Below are 16,407 nucleotides of genomic sequence, written 5' to 3'. Positions count from 1 at the left end.
ACAGTGAGAGGTCAGTGGATGCGGCGGTAGACGCCGGTGAGCACGTCGGCCCAGCCTTCCGCGTCCGGCGAGAACTGGATCTTCAACGAATAGGAATCATCGTCGATGATCTCGTAGACGTGGCGCGCATTGCCGCGCAGCGAGCCGCGCACCAGCGTCAGGGTCTTGCCGACCCAGCCGCCGGAGGCGGGCGAGGGCGGCGTGTAGCCGAGCGAGTCGTACCAGAACAATTTGTAGGTCCGGTCCTCGCGGTCGAAGGTGAAGAGGCCGTGGGTGGCGAAGATCTGCTTGCCGTCGCGCATCTGGACACTGTCCTGGATCAAATAGAAGCCGTTGAGATCCATCCGCGCCACGGTGTGCGAGGTCGCCGGCCCGCCGGCGGTCCAGCGCGACGGGAAGACCACCTCTTCGCCATTCCATTCGCCGGCGAACGCGGCAAGGCGTGCGTGCTCCGGAAGCGGGGATGATGCGGCGAGATGGTCTTGGGTCATGGCCTTAGCCTCCCTTGACGGCCTTCACGATCTTCTGCGCGGCGTCGTCGAGATTGTCCGCCGGCACCACGTTCAGGCCGGATTCGCGGATGATCTTCTTGCCCAGTTCGACATTGGTGCCTTCGAGACGGACCACCAGCGGCACGCTGAGGCCCACTTCGCGCACGGCGGCCGTGACGCCCTCGGCGATCACGTCGCACTTCATGATACCACCGAAGATGTTGACCAGGATGCCCTTCACGTTGGGATCGGCGGTGATGATCTTGAAGGCGGCGGCGACCTTCTCCTTGCTGGCGCTGCCGCCGACGTCGAGGAAGTTGGCCGGCGCCATGCCGTAAAGCTTGATGATGTCCATCGTCGCCATGGCGAGACCGGCGCCGTTGACCATGCAGCCGATGTTGCCGTCGAGGGTGACGTAGTTGAGGTCGTGTTTCGACGCCTCGATTTCCTTGGCGTCCTCTTCGGTCTCGTCGCGCAGCGCGAGCACTTCGGGATGACGGAACAGCGCGTTGTCATCGAACGACACCTTGGCGTCGAGCACGCGGAGCTGGCCCTGCTTGGTCACGACCAGCGGGTTGATCTCCAGCATCGACATGTCCTTGGCGACGAAGGCGGCGTAGAGCTGCGCGGTGAGCTTTTCGGCCTGCTTGGCGAGATCGCCGGACAATTTCAGCGCGTTGGCAACGGTGCGGCCGTGATGGCCCATGATGCCGGTGGCGGGATCGATCGAGAAGGTGACGATCTTATCAGGGCTGTTGTGCGCGACGTCCTCGATGTTGACGCCGCCTTCGGTCGACACCACGAAGGAGACACGCGAGGTCTCGCGGTCGACCAGGATCGAGAGATAGAATTCCTTGTCGATGTCGGAGCCGTCCTCGATGTAGAGGCGGTTGACCTGCTTGCCGGCCGGGCCGGTCTGGATCGTCACCAGCGTGGCACCGAGCATCTGCTTGGCGAATTCGGTGACCTCAGCGGCCGACTTGGCGATGCGGACGCCGCCCTTGTCGCCGGCCGAGGCTTCCTTGAACTTGCCCTTGCCGCGGCCGCCGGCATGGATCTGGCTCTTCACCACCCAGACCGGACCGGGCAATGCCTTGGCCGCACCCTCGGCGTCAGCCGCCTTCAGGACCGGAACGCCCTTGGAGATCGGCACGCCGAACTCGTTCAGCAGCGCTTTGGCCTGATATTCATGGATATTCATATAGTCGCTCCCTGAACCCGCGGGCGGTGACCTCGTAGGCCCACCTCAGTCTTGTGGCTGGCATACCATATACCACAGGAACTGCAACCCGGATTCTTTGACATCGATCTCTGGACGTACCCGGAACCCGCCAGCCTTCAACAAATGGTGCAGCCGGGCTCCGGAAATGAAACCGCCGAAGACCGGGTTTCGATCTTCGGCGGGAATTGCTCGGGCTTAGCGGCCGAGCAGGTCGGGCGCGATCTTCTTGCAGGCGTCGACGAGACCCTGCACTGCGCCGACCGACTTGTCGAAGGCTTCACGGTCCTTGCCGGCAAGCTCGATCTCGACGACGCGCTCGACACCCTTGGAGCCGATCACGACGGGCACGCCGACATACATGTCCTTCACGCCGTATTCGCCGTTGAGGTAGGCGGCGCTGGCCAGCACGCGCTTCTTGTCACGCAGATAGCTCTCGGCCATCGCGATCGCGGAGGCCGCCGGCGCATAAAAGGCCGAGCCGGTCTTGAGCAAATTGACGATCTCGGCGCCGCCGTTGCGGGTGCGGTCGACGATCTCGTCGAGCCGCGCCTGCGAGGTCCAGCCCATCTTGACGAGGTCGGGCAGCGGGATGCCGGCAACCGTGGAGTACTTCACCAGCGGCACCATGGTGTCGCCATGGCCGCCGAGCACGAAGGCGGTGACGTCTTCCACCGAGACGTTGAACTCGTCGGCCAGGAAATAGCGGAAGCGCGACGAATCCAGCACGCCGGCCATGCCGACGACCTTCTTGTGCGGCAAGCCCGAGGCCTTCTGCAGCGCCCAGACCATGGCGTCGAGCGGATTGGTGATGCAGATGACGAAGGCGTCGGGGGCGTATTTCTTGATGCCGGCGCCGACCTGCTCCATGACCTTGAGGTTGATGGAGAGGAGGTCATCGCGGCTCATGCCGGGCTTGCGCGGCACGCCGGCGGTGACGATGCAAACCTTGGCGTTATCGAGCGCCTCGTAGGAACTGGCGCCGGTGTAGTGCGCGTCAAAACCGTCGACCGGCGAGGACTGCGCGATGTCGAGCGCCTTGCCCTGCGGCACGCCCTCGGCGATGTCGAACATCACGACGTCGCCCAGTTCTTTCAGGCCGATGAGATGAGCCAGCGTTCCGCCGATCTGACCGGAGCCAATCAAAGCAATCTTGTCGCGCGCCATGTGAACCTGTCCTTTAGACACGTAAGGAGGGGAAAACTGACAGGGTGGTTATCCCTTTCGCCTCCGCCGTTCAAGTCGCCGGATGCCCAATTGTCGGGCTTGCCGAGATACCAGCCAACACACCCGGTCCGTCATTCCGGGATGCGCCGACAGGCGCAGGCCCGGAATCCATCGTGCGGCAGAGTTGCTGCCGCGATGGATTCCGGGCTCGCGCTTCGCGCGCCCCGGAATGACGGCGCGGCCAAATAGGACTTAAGTCTCCACCAGCCCCTTGGTGGAGCCGCTGGCGGTGGAATCCTTGCGGCCGTGAGCCAGCGCCAGATAGGATTCCGAGCTCATCTCGATCAGGCGCGACGAGGTCCGCTTGAACTCGTTGGCCTCGTTGCCCTCGTTGGCGAGATACAGCGATATCGGGTTGGCATCGGCCGAGGCCATCAGCTTCACGGCATTGTCATAGAGCGTATCGATCAGCGTGATGAAGCGCTTGGCAGCGTTACGCTGAGACAAATCCATCACTGGAATATGGTCGACCAGGATGGTGTGATAGTCGTGCGCGAGCCTGAGGTAGTCGGATGCCCCGAGCGGCCTCTCGCAGAGATCGGCGAAACTGAACCGCGCCACGCCATGGGCCGCGCATGGCACGTGCAGGATGCGGCCCTTGATCGAAATATCGCGCGACCTGCATTTGGCGCTGCCGGTCATCCTCGACCAGGCGCGGTCGAGCGCCGTGTCCGCGTCGGCATCCGCCGGCGTCAGCCACATCGGCACGCCCTGGAGCTTTTCGAGCCGGAAGTCTGTGCGCGCGTCGAGCCGCAGCACGTCCATGTGGTCGGTGATCTGCCTGATGAAGGGCAGGAACAGCGAACGGTTCAATCCACCCTTGTAGAGATCGTCGGGCGCAACGTTGGAGGTCGCGACCACGACCGTGCCGAGCTCGAACAATTTGGCGAACAGACGCCCCAGGATCATCGCATCCGCGATGTCGGTGACGTGGAATTCGTCGAAGCAGAGCAGCCAGCTCTCCTCGAAGATCGCATTCGCGGTCAGCGCGATGACGTCGCCATCGGCGATCTCGCCGCGCGCGATGTTCTGGCGATAGCCATAGATGCGCTCATGCACCTCGGCCATGAACTCGTGGAAATGCGCGCGCCGCTTGTGTTCGACGGAAGAGTGCTGGAAGAACAGATCCATCAGCATGGTCTTGCCGCGGCCGACTTCGCCATGGACGTAGAGCCCGCGCGGCGCCTCGTCCTTGTCGCCGCCGTTGAACAAGCGGCTGAGCAGGCCCTGCTTGCGCTGCGGATTGTAATTCGCAAGCCGCTGGTCGAGCGCCGCATAAGCTTCGGCGACTTCGGCCTGCGCAGCGTCGGGCTCGATCGCGCCGGACGCGATCTGGGCCTGATAGGCCCCGCGGAATGAGGAACTGGGGGTCGAGAGCATCGCCCTTTACCGCCAGAGACGGCGGCAAATTGCAACGGTATATTGGTGCAATGGGCGTATGCGCTCGATCTTGCCGACATCATGAGATGCGGGCGTACGATCGCGATATCAGAGGGTTAACTGCCCGTCGGGGTTCTGCCTTGCCCCCTGTGGAGGTAGTAAATGCGCGATAAGGAACCTGACATGGCTCTTATCATCGATGATTTCGAGATCGAGCGTCTGGCGCGGCGCCTTGCGCACCTCACCGGTGAGACCGTTGCGATTGCGACGAAACGAGCCATCGAGGAGCGGCTCGGCCGGATTGGCATTCAGCACCGCAGAGCCGCTCTCTTGGACGACATGGCCGCAATCCGTCGACGCTGGAGCGAGCTGCCCGTGGTCGCGGACCGAACGCCAGACGAAACTGTGGGATACGACGAACACGGATTGCCGCTCTGATCGCAAGCAACGCTACGCGCTGTGCACCAAACGCGCGGGCGCGCCCCATCTCCTTCCTAGCTTTGTATCAAGCACACAGCTCGTAGGCATCCTCGACCACGTACGGCCCGCCGCCGGTCGAGGCGCGCGACGAGAACAGCACGAAGCGTTCGGCCAGAAACGCCTTGCTCGGGAAGTAGCCGCGCAGCGACAGATAGTCGGCAACGTCCTGGTCAGAGGCGTCGTGCAGCCGGGCCAGCGTGACATGCGGGATGAATTTGCGGCCCTCGGGATCGAGGCCGATTCGCTGCATCATGCGTTCGAGCTCGGCCTGCAATTCGATCAGCGGCTTGCTCGGCGCGATCGTCGCGACCACCGCACGCGGCTTGCGTCCGCCGAAGCTCGTCAGGCCCTGCACCTTCACCTCGAACGGCTTGCGGTTGACGCGAAACAGCATCGAGGCGATCTCGTTGGCGGAGATGCCGTCGATATCGCCGATGAAGCGCAGGGTGACGTGATAATTTTCGGGATCGATCCAGCGGGCGCCGGGAAGGCCGCCCCGCAAATTGGAAAGCGTCTGGCCGATCTCGGCCGGAATTTCCAGACCAGTGAACAAACGCGGCATCGTTTCGCACTCCCGATGCTTGGGCATGAACCTTGGGAAGGATCATATCCAAATTTTAGAGCCGGCGACGAATCACCGGTAGCCTGATTCCTATCGCAGTTGTGTGACTCTGCGAAGCATCGCGCGAGCTACCCCGGTAAAACCCTGGGTATTAGGGTTAGCGCTGCCTGCTTTTCAACGCCGTTGCTCGCTTATGTTGCGCAAGAATGCCTCCACCGTGGGCATGATGTTGCCAACGATGATGTCGACGCCGGCCGAGGTTGGATGAATGCCGTCGGCCTGGTTGAGCTTGGCGTCGGCTGCGACTCCGTCGAGGAAGAACGGGTACAGCGGCACATCGAATTTTTTCGCCAGATCCGGATAAATCGAATTGAAGCGCGCGGCATAATCGGCGCCGTAGTTCGGCGGCGCCAGCATGCCGCAGAGCATCACCGCGACCTTGCGCGCCTGCAGCCGCGTGACGATGTCGGTCAGCGCGGCGCGCGTCAGGTCGGGATCGATGCCGCGCAGCGCGTCGTTGGCGCCGAGTTCGACGATCACGCCCTCAGTTCCCTCCGGCACCGACCAGTCGAGCCGGTCGCGGCCGCCGGAGGTGGTGTCGCCCGACACCCCGGCATTGATCATATCAACTGCTATGTTTTTGTCCTGCAAGGCTTTTTTAAGCTTTGCGGGGAACGCCTCCTGGCCGGCAAGGCCGAGACCGGCGCTCAAGGAATCGCCGAGGACCACCAGCTTGATCGGTTTCGCCGCAGCTTGCGTCTGGGCCGAGGCCGCATTCGCGGCCGTCATCAAAGCGAACATCAACACGGCTATGTGCATGAACAATCCGTAACGCCTCTCGACCGCGCCAGCGGAGTTGCCATATGACCGGACCATGGACAGTCGCATCGAATCCTCTTCGCTCGCCGGCACTGCGCCGGACACCATCGCCATCTCCAACGTCAATCTCTCATTGGGTACGGGGGCGGCACGCGTTCACATCCTCAAGGATATCAGCCTGCGGGTCGGCCGGAGCGAGACGATCGGCCTGATCGGCCCGTCAGGCTCGGGCAAATCCACGCTGCTGATGGTGATGGCGGGGCTGGAGCGTCCTGATAGCGGAGAGGTGGTGGTCAATGGCACGCCTTTCAATGCCCTCGATGAGGATGCGCTCGCCCGCTTCCGCGGCCGCCAGGTCGGCATCGTCTTCCAATCCTTCCACCTGATACCGACCATGACGGCGCTGGAGAATGTCGCCGTGCCGCTCGAGCTCGCCGGCAATCCCGATGCCGCCAAGCGCGCGGCGCAGGAGCTGCAATCGGTCGGGCTGGGCGACCGCCTGCATCATTATCCGACGCAGCTTTCCGGCGGCGAGCAGCAGCGCGTTGCGCTGGCCCGCGCGCTGGCGCCCGATCCCGCCATCCTCGTCGCCGACGAGCCGACCGGCAATCTCGACGAGACGACCGGCAAGCAGATCGTCGATCTCTTGTTCGGCAAGCATGCCGAGCGCGGCATGACCCTGGTGCTGGTCACGCATGATGCCTCGCTCGCGCATCGCTGCGATCGCGTGGTCCGGCTGCGCTCGGGTCGCATCGATACGCAGTCTACGTCCGCATGAGCGCCGCAGCCGAACCGTTTGCGCGCCCCAACGGCGCTGCGCTGTCGCTACGCTACGCATTGCGCGAATTGCGCGGAGGCTTGCGCGGCTTCTACGTTTTCATCGCGTGCATCGCGCTCGGCGTGCTGGCAATCGCCGGCGTCGGCTCGGTGTCGGCCAGTCTCAGCGACGGTCTCGCGCGCGAGGGCCGCACGCTGCTCGGCGGCGACGTGTCGTTCGTCCTGTTCCAGCGCGAGGCGAAGCCGGAAGAAGTCGCCTTCCTGCGTTCGCGCGGCACCGTATCCGTCGCCGCGACCCTTCGCGGCATGGCGCGCTCCGCCGAAGGCAAACTAGCGCTGGTCGAGATGAAGGCGGTCGACGGCAGCTATCCGATGTTGGGACAGTTGACGCTGGCGCCGCAGATGCCGCTGTCCGACCTGCTCGCGGAGCGCAACGGCGCATTCGGCGCCGCCGCCGATCCGACGCTGCTGGCGCGGCTCTCGCTGAAGACCGGCGACCGTGTCACCATCGGATCCGCGACCTTCCAGATCCGCAGCACCGTCGAAGCCGAGCCGGACAAGCTCGCCGGCGGCATCGGCTTCGGCCCGCGCTTCCTGATCAACGAGGCCGGCCTGCGCGCCACCGGGCTGATCCAGCCCGGTAGCCTGGTGCGCTGGGTCTACCGGGTGAAGCTGCCGGAGGCGGCCAACAGCGACCGCGCCACCGATGCCTTCATCGCCGATGCGCGCAACGCCGCGCCGCAGGCTGGCTGGGAGGTCCGCAGCCGCTCCAACGCCTCGCCGCAGCTCGAACGCAATATCAGCCGATTCACGCAGTTCCTGACGCTGGTCGGCCTTGCCGCGCTGCTGGTCGGCGGCGTCGGCGTCGCCAATGCCGTGAAGAGCCACATCGACCGCAAGCTTGAGGTGATCGCGGCCTTGAAAGCCGTCGGCGCCACGGGGCGCGACGTGTTCGGCATCTACCTCGCACAGGTTCTGCTGCTGGCCGCGATCGGTTCGGTGATCGGGCTGGCCCTGGGTGCCGCGATGCCCTTCGCCATCGTCGGCCTGTTCGGAAAGCTGCTGCCGTTGCCGGTGGTGCCGGCGGTGCATGCCGACGAACTGGCACTGTCCTTCGTCTATGGCCTGCTGACTGCGCTTGCCTTCGGCCTGTGGCCGCTCGGGCGGGTGCATGACGTGCCGGTCGCGGCCTTGTTTCGCGACACCATCAGCAACGAATGGCACCGGCCGCGCTGGCGCTATCTCGCCTTCATGGGCGTCGTCGTCGCCCTGCTCGTCACCGTCGTGATCGGGCTGTCGTTCGACAAACGCATCGCCGCGGTGTTCGTGGTCTCTTCCATCGTCGTTTTCGCGCTGCTCCGGGGCGTCGCCGCCCTGCTGATGACGATCGCCCGCCGGCTGCCGCGCACGCGGCTGCCGATGCTGCGCCTCGCGATCGCCAACATCCACCGGCCGGGCGCGCTGACGCCGTCGGTGGTGTTGTCGCTGGGTCTCGGGCTCGCGGTGCTCGTCACCATCACCCAGATCGACGGTAATCTGCGCCGGCAGTTTCTGGCGGCACTCCCGGATCACGCCCCGTCCTTCTACTTCATCGACATTCCAAGCACTCAGGCCGCCCGGTTCGACCTCTATCTGCGCGGTATCGTGCCGGACGCGAAGGTCGAGGACGTGCCGATGCTGCGCGGGCGCATCGTCGCCGCGCGCGGCGTCCGTGCCGAAGACTTGAAGCCTTCGACCGATTCCGAATGGGTGCTGCAAAGCGACCGCGGCCTGACCTATACCGGCGAGTTGCCGAAAGGCTCCAAGGTCATCGAGGGCGAGTGGTGGGGCGCCGACTATGCCGGCCCGCCGCTGGTTTCGATGGAGAAGAAAATTGCCGACGGGCTCGGCCTCACGATTGGCGACGAGGTCGTGGTCAACGTGCTCGGCCGCGACATCCCGGCGAAGATCAGCAATTTGCGCAATATCGACTGGCAGGGGCTCGGCATCAATTTCGTCCTGGTGTTCTCGCCCAACGCCTTCAAGGGCGCGCCGCACACCCACATCGCGACGCTGACGCAAGCCGGCGGCGACGCTGCCGGCGACGGCAAGATCATCAAGCAGGTCGCCGACACTTATCCGATGGTCACGAGCGTGCGCGTGCGCGAGGTGATGGAGACGGTCGGCTCGGTCGTGACCAATCTCGCGCTGGCGATCCGCGGCGCCAGCGCCGTCACCCTGATCTCGGCGATCCTGGTGCTGGGCGGGGCGCTTGCCGCCGGCCACCGCCACCGGGTCTATGATGCTGTGATCCTGAAGACGCTGGGGGCGACCCGGCTGCGGCTGCTCGGCGCCTACGCCCTCGAATACCTCCTGATTGGGCTGGCCACCGCGGTGTTCGGCGTGATCGCCGGCAGCATCGCAGCCTGGACCATCGTGACGCGGGTGATGACGCTCACTTTCGTCTGGCAGGCCGGAAGCGCGGCCGGCGTGGTCGCGGCCGCCCTGATCGTCACCGTCGGGCTCGGACTCGCCGGTACGCTGCTGGCGTTGAACAAAAAGCCCGCCACGGTGTTGCGGAATTTGTGACAAAATGTAGCGGCTGGCCGCGCGGGAGCGAAATCGCACGATTCCTGCGATTAACCACGTCCGCTCATCAGGATTGTGGCTGAGGGCGACATTCAGCCGCGCGTGGACGGTTGCAGCGAATGTGTTAGTTTCCCACATATCGAATGGGTTCGGAGTCCCGATTGTGAGCCAAAATTTAGTCGGCAGGCATCGGTATCCGAGATAGAGTTTGACGAACCGGCGGCATGGCGACCCTCATGCCGGACCGGCCAACCAACGGGAATTCGACCATGTCGGACCTAGACCGTAACTACGCTTCTCCTTTCGGCAGGGCCGCCGGGCGTGTTGACGCCGCGACGGTCGATGCCGGCCTGCGCGCCTACATGCTGCGCATCTACAATTACATGAGCATCGGCCTCGCCATCACCGGCCTTGCCGCGCTCGGCGTCTACATGGCCGCCGTGACCGACGTTCCGACGGCGGAAGCCGTTCGCGTCGGCAAGCTGTTCCTGACGCCGTTCGGCTACGCGATGTTCGTCAGCCCGCTGAAATGGCTGTTCATGCTGGCACCGCTCGCCATGGTGTTCGTGATCTCGGCGGGTATCAACCGTCTCGCCCCCTCGACCGCCCAGATCCTGTTCTGGGTGTTCTCGGCGCTCATGGGCATCTCGCTGTCGTCGATCTTCCTGGTGTTCACGCACACCTCCATCGTGCGGGTGTTCTTCATCACCGCAGCCACGTTCGGTGCGCTCAGCCTCTATGGCTACACCACCAAGCGTGACATGAGCGGGATGGGCTCGTTCCTGTTCATGGGCCTGATCGGCATCATCATCGCGAGCCTGGTGAACCTGTTCCTGGCCAGCTCAGTGCTGCAATTCATCGTGTCAGTGGTCGGCGTGCTGGTGTTCGCGGGCCTCACCGCCTGGGACACCCAGCGGCTGAAGAACGACTACATCTACGGCTACGCTTCGGCCGGCGGTGATATCGCAGAGCGTGCGGCCATCACCGGCGCGCTGTCGCTGTACCTGAACTTCATCAACCTGTTCACGCTGCTGTTGCAGCTCCTCGGCCAGCGCGACTAAGCGATCAGCCGAGCGAACGGACACGAACCCCGGCCCCAAGGCCGGGGTTTTTGTTGGGGCATGCTCCACCCACAAGCACCGTCATTGCGAGCAAAGCGAAGCAATCCAGACGCCCTCCGCGGATGCATTTCTGGATTGCTTCGTCGCAAGGGCTCCTCGCAATGACGGAGTGTGTGGAAGCGCCGTTGCCCCTTCCAGCGACAGCGGGAACGCTCTAATCTCGCTCCCATGTCCGCACCTGAGATCAGGCCCACGACCGAGGCCGACCTTCCCGCCATCACCGCTATCTACGAGCATGCGGTCCGCCACGGCACCGCGACGTTCGAGCTGGAGCCGCCCGACCTCACCGAGATGACGCGCCGCTATCGCGCGCTGATCGACGGCGGCTATCCCTATTTCGTCGCCATGCTGGACGGGCGCGTCGCCGGCTATGCCTATGCCGGCGCCTACCGGCCGCGGCCGGCCTATCGTTTCACGGTCGAGAACTCGATCTATCTCGATCCGTCCTTCCACCGCCGCGGCATCGGGCTGTTGTTGCTGGAGCGGCTGATCATCGAGTGCGAGGCGCGCGGGTTCCGCCAGATGATCGCGGTCATCGGCGATTCCGCCAATGCCGGCTCCATCGGTGTGCATACCAAGGGCGGCTTCAAGATGATCGGCACGCATCCCAGCGTCGGGCTGAAATTCGGCCGCTGGCTCGATACGGTGATGATGCAGCGCGACCTTGGCGAAGGCGCAAGCACGGTGCCGGGGATGTAGGGCTTTCGTAGCCCGGATGGAGCGAAGCGCAATCCGGGACAGTTTATCCGCGGCCGCAGCGGCCCCGGGTTGCGCTGCGCTCCATTCGGGCTACGGGATTCCGGTCACACCACCGCCAGCTTGCGGTCGATCACCAGCAGCACGCGCTCCAGCTCGTGGCCGCGGCGCAGGATCAGGCCGGTCGCAGAGACCACGCTGTACATGCCCTGCTTGCGCGCGAGCCTTGGGTCTTTCTCGATGCGATAGATCGGCACCTCGGAAGCGCGGCGAAAGACCGAGAACACGGCGCGGTCCTTGAGGAAGTCGATGGCGTAGTCGCGCCACTCACCGTCGGCGACCATGCGGCCGTAGAGATTGAGGATGCGGTGCAGTTCGAGGCGATTGAACGTCACCCGGCCAGGCTGGGCGTTCGCAGAGGCGGGGCGTGCCACCGCGCGCTGCTCGCTCGGATCGGCATCCTCCGACGTCAGACTCATGGAGCGCCTCCTGTCGCACGGCATGACCGCGTCCGCGAAGACCGTCCCCGGAACCGCGGATCATGACGGTTGCATGATTGCGCCAACCGTTCGGCTCTGCAAGAGGCTCCCGCTCGAACCCGGCAAATCGGGGGCGAATCAACGCACACGCAACGGTGGAACTTCCCAGCGGCAAACCGTCACGGGATCGTTAGCAGGAATCATAGTATCGCCGCTTTTCCGCCTAGCGACTGCCGCCCTGCATTGCGAAAAGGTAGGTGTGCGTTGACCCGGTCCTTTCGGTTCCGGATTCCTCAGCCCCCAGCCCCCCGGGGTCGTCAGGATCGGGTCTGTACGCGCGACAAGGAGGGCCAACGCAAGTTGGTCCTTTTTTGTTTGTGTCGGGATGTTTTCTGCCTCGACCAATTTCTCTCCAGCACTGCGCACACTCTCTCCCCTCATCCTGAGGAGCCGCGCCCTTCGTGCGGCGTCTCGAAGGATCGAGGCCGAGCGGCACAGCACCGGCCTGCATGGTTCGAGACGCGCGCAAGAGCGCGCTCCTCACCATGAGGAGCTAAAGCGAGCATCCTGTAACGAAGATGAAGAGTTAAGCTGCTTGCTTCAGTGCAGCGCCAGCGACGTATACGCCGCGCCCAGCATGGGTCCCGGCTTCTCGCGGCTGCCGTCCTGGACATAGACAACCGCACCGTCGACGCCATCGCGCGTGAGGTTCTCGATCGGCACCGTCCAGCTTTCCGACTGCCCGTTCCAGTCACCGACCTTGAGCAGATTGCGCACGACGTTGTGATAGGTGACCTGCTGCCCGCGATTTTCGCCGCGGGTGATTGTGATCGGCACCGACCTGGCGACCGAGCAGATCCAGACCTCGCCGTGCGAGACCACAGGCTCCTTGCTCGCGGCCACCGAGACGCTGATCTGCTTGCCCGAGAGCGACATCGACACCGGCACGCTCATCACGCCGGGGCCCTTGTCGGTCTTGCCGATCGCGCTTTCGATGCCGGCACGGTCGCTGCCGATCACGTGCGCGGAGCCGTTGACCACGACCTGCGGCGTATAGACCTCACGGTCTCCGCGCATGCGCGAATAGGCGCGCTGGCGTGCCGAGAAGCGCGAATCCGCCAGCGTGTCCTTCCAGCCGAGATAGTCCCAATAATCGATCGGCATGCTCAGCGCGATGATCGAAGGATCGCTGGAGAGGTCGCCGATGATCTTGTCGGCAGGGGGGCAGGACGAGCAGCCCTGCGAGGTGAAGAGCTCGACCACGGCGCGAGGGTCAGCCTCGGCGGGACGGATGACGGCGACGATCGCACAGATACCAAGTGCTCCCGACCAGAGGGCACCGGACCAACGTGAAACCAGATGGGAAGCCGTCATTGCTGTCATGTCGTACGCCGCACACCATTGCTCGTGAGAAGGGAAATTGCTCGTGAGAAGGGAAATCTTACCGCCGGATGGTCACCGTAGTCTTACGGACGCGGCACATTCAAACGTCCAAGCGACCACCCCAAGCGAGGTATTTCGCCAGGCAGGCCCGTCCGAAGCTGCCGCAAACGCGCGAAGGCGGCCTTGTGATAGGCCGCCTTCGTTTAACCTTCTACTCACTTCGCAGTGAGCCACTGATCACAAATCCGCGCTCACGCCGCGAGTTTGCGCAGCACATAGTGCAGGATACCGCCGTTGCGGTAGTAGTCGAGCTCGTCCAGCGTATCGATGCGGCAAAGCAGCGAAACGCGCCGCAGCGAACCGTCGCCGGAGACGATTTCCGCGGTCAGCTTCTGACGCGGCTTCAAATCGCCGACGAGGCCGCGCAGCGTGACCTTCTCGTCGCCCTTCAGACCGAGCGACGACCAGGAGGTACCCTCCTCGAAAGTCAGCGGCAGCACGCCCATTCCGACCAGGTTGGAGCGATGAATGCGCTCGAAGCTCTGGCAGATCACGGCGCGGACGCCGAGCAGGCGGGTGCCCTTCGCCGCCCAGTCGCGCGAGGAGCCGTTGCCGTATTCGGCGCCGGCGAACACCACCAGCGGCACGCTCTCCTGCTGATACTTCATCGCGGCGTCGTAGATCGACATCTGCTCGCCATCGGGCCAATGCTTGGTGAGACCGCCTTCGGGAATGTTGCCGTCGGCGCCCTTGAGCATGAAGTTCTTGATGCGGATATTGGCGAAGGTGCCGCGCATCATCACTTCATGGTTGCCGCGCCGCGTGCCGTACTGGTTGAAGTCGGCAGGGCGCACCTGGTGCTCGCTGAGATACTTGCCCGCGGGCGAGGTGAGCTTGATCGAACCGGCGGGCGAGATGTGGTCGGTGGTGATCTTGTCGCCGAACATCGCGAGGATGCGCGCCTCGACGATATCGGTGACCGGCTCCGGCTCCTTCTTCATGCCGTCGAAATAGGGCGGGTTCTGCACATAAGTCGAGCTCATGTTCCAGCGATAGGTCTCGCTCTCGACCGTCTTGATCTTGCGCCAGTTGGTGTCGCCCTTGAACACGTCGGCATACTTCTTCTTGAAGATCGACGCGGTCACGAACTTCTTCATGAAGGCGTTGATCTCCTTGGTCGTCGGCCAGATGTCCTTGAGGTACACCGGCTTACCGTCCTTGCCCTCGCCGAGCGGTTCGACGGCGAGGTTCTTGGTCACGCTGCCCGCGAGCGCGTGAGCGACGACGAGCGGCGGCGAGGCCAGATAGTTCGCCTGCACGTCCGGCGAGACCCGGCCTTCGAAATTGCGGTTACCGGAGAGCACGGCCGCCGCGACGATGCCGTTGTCGTTGATCGCCTTCGAGATCTCCTCGGGCAGCGGACCGGAATTGCCGATGCAGGTGGTGCATCCGAAGCCGACCAGATTGAAGCCGACCTTGTCGAGATCGCTCTGCAGACCGGAATCGGCGAGATAGGCCGCGACCACCTGGCTACCCGGGGCAAGCGAGGTCTTCACCCACGGCTTTGCCTTGAGGCCCTTGGCCGCCGCGTTACGCGCCAGCAGCCCGGCACCGATCAGCACGCTCGGATTCGAAGTGTTGGTACAGGAGGTGATGGCGGCGATCACGACGTCGCCATGGCCGATGTCGAAATTCTTGCCGTCGACGGCAAAGCGCTTCGCCGGCTCCTCGGCCTTCTTGTACTCATTGGCGAGCGCGAGCGAGAAGCCTTCGGCCACCGCGGGCAGCGCGATGCGCCCTTCGGGGCGCTTCGGGCCGGCCATCGAGGGCACGACGTCGCCGAGGTCGAGCGTGAGGGTCTCCGTGAACACCGGGTCCGCCGACTTGGCAGTGCGGAACAGGCCCTGCGCCTTGGCATAGGCCTGCACCAGCGCGACGCGCGCCGACGCGCGGCCGGAGGTTTTGAGATAATCGATCGCGGCAGCGTCGACCGGGAAGAAGCCGCAGGTCGCGCCGTATTCAGGCGCCATGTTGGCGATGGTCGCCTTGTCGGCGACGGAGAGGTGGTCGAGGCCGGGGCCGAAGAACTCGACAAACTTGCCGACGACGCCGAGCTTGCGCAGCATCTGCGTCACGGTGAGCACGAGGTCGGTCGCGGTGACGCCTTCCTTCATCGCGCCCTTCAGCTTGAAGCCGACGACGTTGGGCAGCAGCATCGACAGCGGCTGGCCGAGCATGCAGGCCTCCGCTTCGATGCCGCCCACGCCCCAGCCTAGCACGGCGAGACCGTTGACCATCGTGGTGTGGGAGTCGGTGCCGACGAGCGAGTCGGGATAGGCGACCTCGAAGGTGCCGGTCTTCTTGCCGACCGTCATCTTCTCCTTCCTGGTCCACACCGTCTGGGAGAGATATTCGAGATTGACCTGGTGGCAGATGCCTGTGCCGGGCGGCACCACCGAGAAGTTCGAGAACGCCTTCTGGCCCCACTTCAGGAACTCGTAGCGCTCCTGGTTCTGCTTGTATTCCTCGGTGACGTTCTTGCCGAAGGCCTTGTTGTCACCGAAAAAGTTCACGATCACGGAGTGGTCGATGACGAGATCGACCGGCACCAGCGGATTGATCTTCTCAGGCTCGCCGCCGAGCTTCTGCATCGCGTTGCGCATCGCGGCGAGATCGACCACCGCCGGCACGCCGGTAAAATCCTGCATCAGCACGCGGGCGGGGCGGAACGCGATCTCATGCTCCAGCGACTTCTTGCGCAGCCACTTCGACACGGCGACGATGTCCGCCTTCTTGACCGAGCGACCGTCCTCATTGCGCAAGAGATTCTCGAGCAGGACCTTCATCGAATAGGGAAGCTTGGAAATTCCCTTCAAACCATTCTTCTCGGCCGTGGGCAGGCTGTAATAGACATAGGTCTTGGCGCCGACCTTGAGGGTCTTTTTGCATTTGAAGCTGTCGAGCGAGGTCATGAAGGAAATCCCAATTGTTAGTTATACCCGGCAAGGGGTATTTTAACACCGTCAGCGAGTCCGGCTGGGTCGCTTGCAGGGGCAGGTTGAGTTGCTGCATCAAGTAGTTCCGGGCTTATAGAAGCTTTCTAACCGCGCCGCCACAGCCACAATCGTACCGCAGCAATTCGCGAGCCAAAAATTCTGATGCGCTACCCCAAGATTTACTTAGGGTTTTACTTAGGGTTTCCCTG

The 16,407-nt window shown here is 63.9% G+C and carries 14 protein-coding genes; 5 read left to right on the top strand and 9 right to left on the bottom strand.

Annotated elements, in window-relative coordinates; translation table 11 throughout:
* Positions 1 to 11: 11 nt before the first annotated feature.
* The 4 genes from GWG65_RS27075 to zapE form a co-directional block, all read right to left on the bottom strand.
* A complete protein-coding gene (locus tag GWG65_RS27075) occupies positions 12 to 491 on the bottom strand; it encodes a DUF1579 family protein (protein WP_275198616.1) in 480 nt (159 codons plus the stop codon).
* A gap of 4 nt (positions 492 to 495) precedes the next feature.
* The gene (sucC, locus tag GWG65_RS27070) at positions 496 to 1,692 is read right to left on the bottom strand and encodes an ADP-forming succinate--CoA ligase subunit beta (RefSeq protein ID WP_275198615.1); all 1,197 of its coding nucleotides are present in this window, start codon (positions 1,690 to 1,692) and stop codon (positions 496 to 498) included.
* Positions 1,693 to 1,908: 216 nt separating this feature from the next.
* Positions 1,909 to 2,877 (bottom strand): malate dehydrogenase, encoded by a 969-nt coding sequence (gene mdh / locus GWG65_RS27065; protein WP_275198614.1) that lies wholly within the window; start codon positions 2,875 to 2,877, stop codon positions 1,909 to 1,911.
* Between the two features lie 252 nt (positions 2,878 to 3,129).
* Entirely contained in the window at positions 3,130 to 4,317 is a 1,188-nt protein-coding gene (zapE, locus tag GWG65_RS27060) for a cell division protein ZapE (protein ID WP_275198613.1), read from the bottom strand.
* A 183-nt stretch (positions 4,318 to 4,500) separates the two neighbouring features.
* On the opposite strand from zapE, the gene GWG65_RS27055 reads away from it, so the two are divergent.
* A complete protein-coding gene (locus tag GWG65_RS27055) occupies positions 4,501 to 4,755 on the top strand; it encodes a type II toxin-antitoxin system VapB family antitoxin (RefSeq protein ID WP_275198612.1) in 255 nt (84 codons plus the stop codon).
* Positions 4,756 to 4,822: 67 nt separating this feature from the next.
* On the opposite strand, the gene thpR is transcribed toward GWG65_RS27055, so the two are convergent.
* On the bottom strand, positions 4,823 to 5,359 hold the full coding sequence (gene thpR, locus GWG65_RS27050; protein WP_148739239.1) for an RNA 2',3'-cyclic phosphodiesterase: 537 nt from the start codon (positions 5,357 to 5,359) through the stop codon (positions 4,823 to 4,825).
* Between the two features lie 174 nt (positions 5,360 to 5,533).
* A complete protein-coding gene (locus GWG65_RS27045; protein WP_275198611.1) occupies positions 5,534 to 6,178 on the bottom strand; it encodes an arylesterase in 645 nt (214 codons plus the stop codon).
* Positions 6,179 to 6,233: 55 nt separating this feature from the next.
* On the opposite strand from GWG65_RS27045, the gene GWG65_RS27040 reads away from it, so the two are divergent.
* The 4 genes from GWG65_RS27040 (at position 6,234) to GWG65_RS27025 (ending at position 11,343) form a co-directional block, all read left to right on the top strand.
* On the top strand, positions 6,234 to 6,956 hold the full coding sequence (locus GWG65_RS27040) for an ABC transporter ATP-binding protein (protein WP_275198610.1): 723 nt from the start codon (positions 6,234 to 6,236) through the stop codon (positions 6,954 to 6,956).
* Complete coding sequence (locus GWG65_RS27035; protein ID WP_275198609.1) at positions 6,953 to 9,523, top strand: FtsX-like permease family protein; 2,571 nt, start codon at positions 6,953 to 6,955, stop codon at positions 9,521 to 9,523. The genes GWG65_RS27040 and GWG65_RS27035 overlap by 4 nt, the downstream gene beginning before the upstream one ends.
* Before the next feature lie 269 nt (positions 9,524 to 9,792).
* Positions 9,793 to 10,584, top strand: coding sequence for a Bax inhibitor-1/YccA family protein (locus GWG65_RS27030; protein ID WP_275198608.1), 792 nt, complete (start codon positions 9,793 to 9,795; stop codon positions 10,582 to 10,584).
* A 228-nt stretch (positions 10,585 to 10,812) separates the two neighbouring features.
* Positions 10,813 to 11,343 (top strand): N-acetyltransferase family protein, encoded by a 531-nt coding sequence (locus tag GWG65_RS27025; protein WP_342760671.1) that lies wholly within the window; start codon positions 10,813 to 10,815, stop codon positions 11,341 to 11,343.
* A 104-nt stretch (positions 11,344 to 11,447) separates the two neighbouring features.
* On the opposite strand, the gene GWG65_RS27020 is transcribed toward GWG65_RS27025, so the two are convergent.
* From GWG65_RS27020 to acnA, 3 genes are all read right to left on the bottom strand, one after another.
* Positions 11,448 to 11,819, bottom strand: coding sequence for a DUF2794 domain-containing protein (locus tag GWG65_RS27020; RefSeq protein WP_275198606.1), 372 nt, complete (start codon positions 11,817 to 11,819; stop codon positions 11,448 to 11,450).
* A gap of 600 nt (positions 11,820 to 12,419) precedes the next feature.
* Positions 12,420 to 13,202 carry a DUF1223 domain-containing protein gene (locus GWG65_RS27015; RefSeq protein WP_275198605.1) on the bottom strand — a complete coding sequence of 261 codons (783 nt, stop codon included), beginning with the start codon at positions 13,200 to 13,202 and terminating at the stop codon, positions 12,420 to 12,422.
* Between the two features lie 251 nt (positions 13,203 to 13,453).
* Complete coding sequence (gene acnA / locus GWG65_RS27010; RefSeq protein WP_275198604.1) at positions 13,454 to 16,174, bottom strand: aconitate hydratase AcnA; 2,721 nt, start codon at positions 16,172 to 16,174, stop codon at positions 13,454 to 13,456.
* Positions 16,175 to 16,407 lie beyond the last annotated feature (233 nt).

It is taken from the genome of Bradyrhizobium sp. CSA207, assembly GCF_029051685.1.
Lineage (GTDB): Bacteria > Pseudomonadota > Alphaproteobacteria > Rhizobiales > Xanthobacteraceae > Bradyrhizobium.
This window is presented reverse-complemented; position numbering and strand designations above follow the sequence as displayed.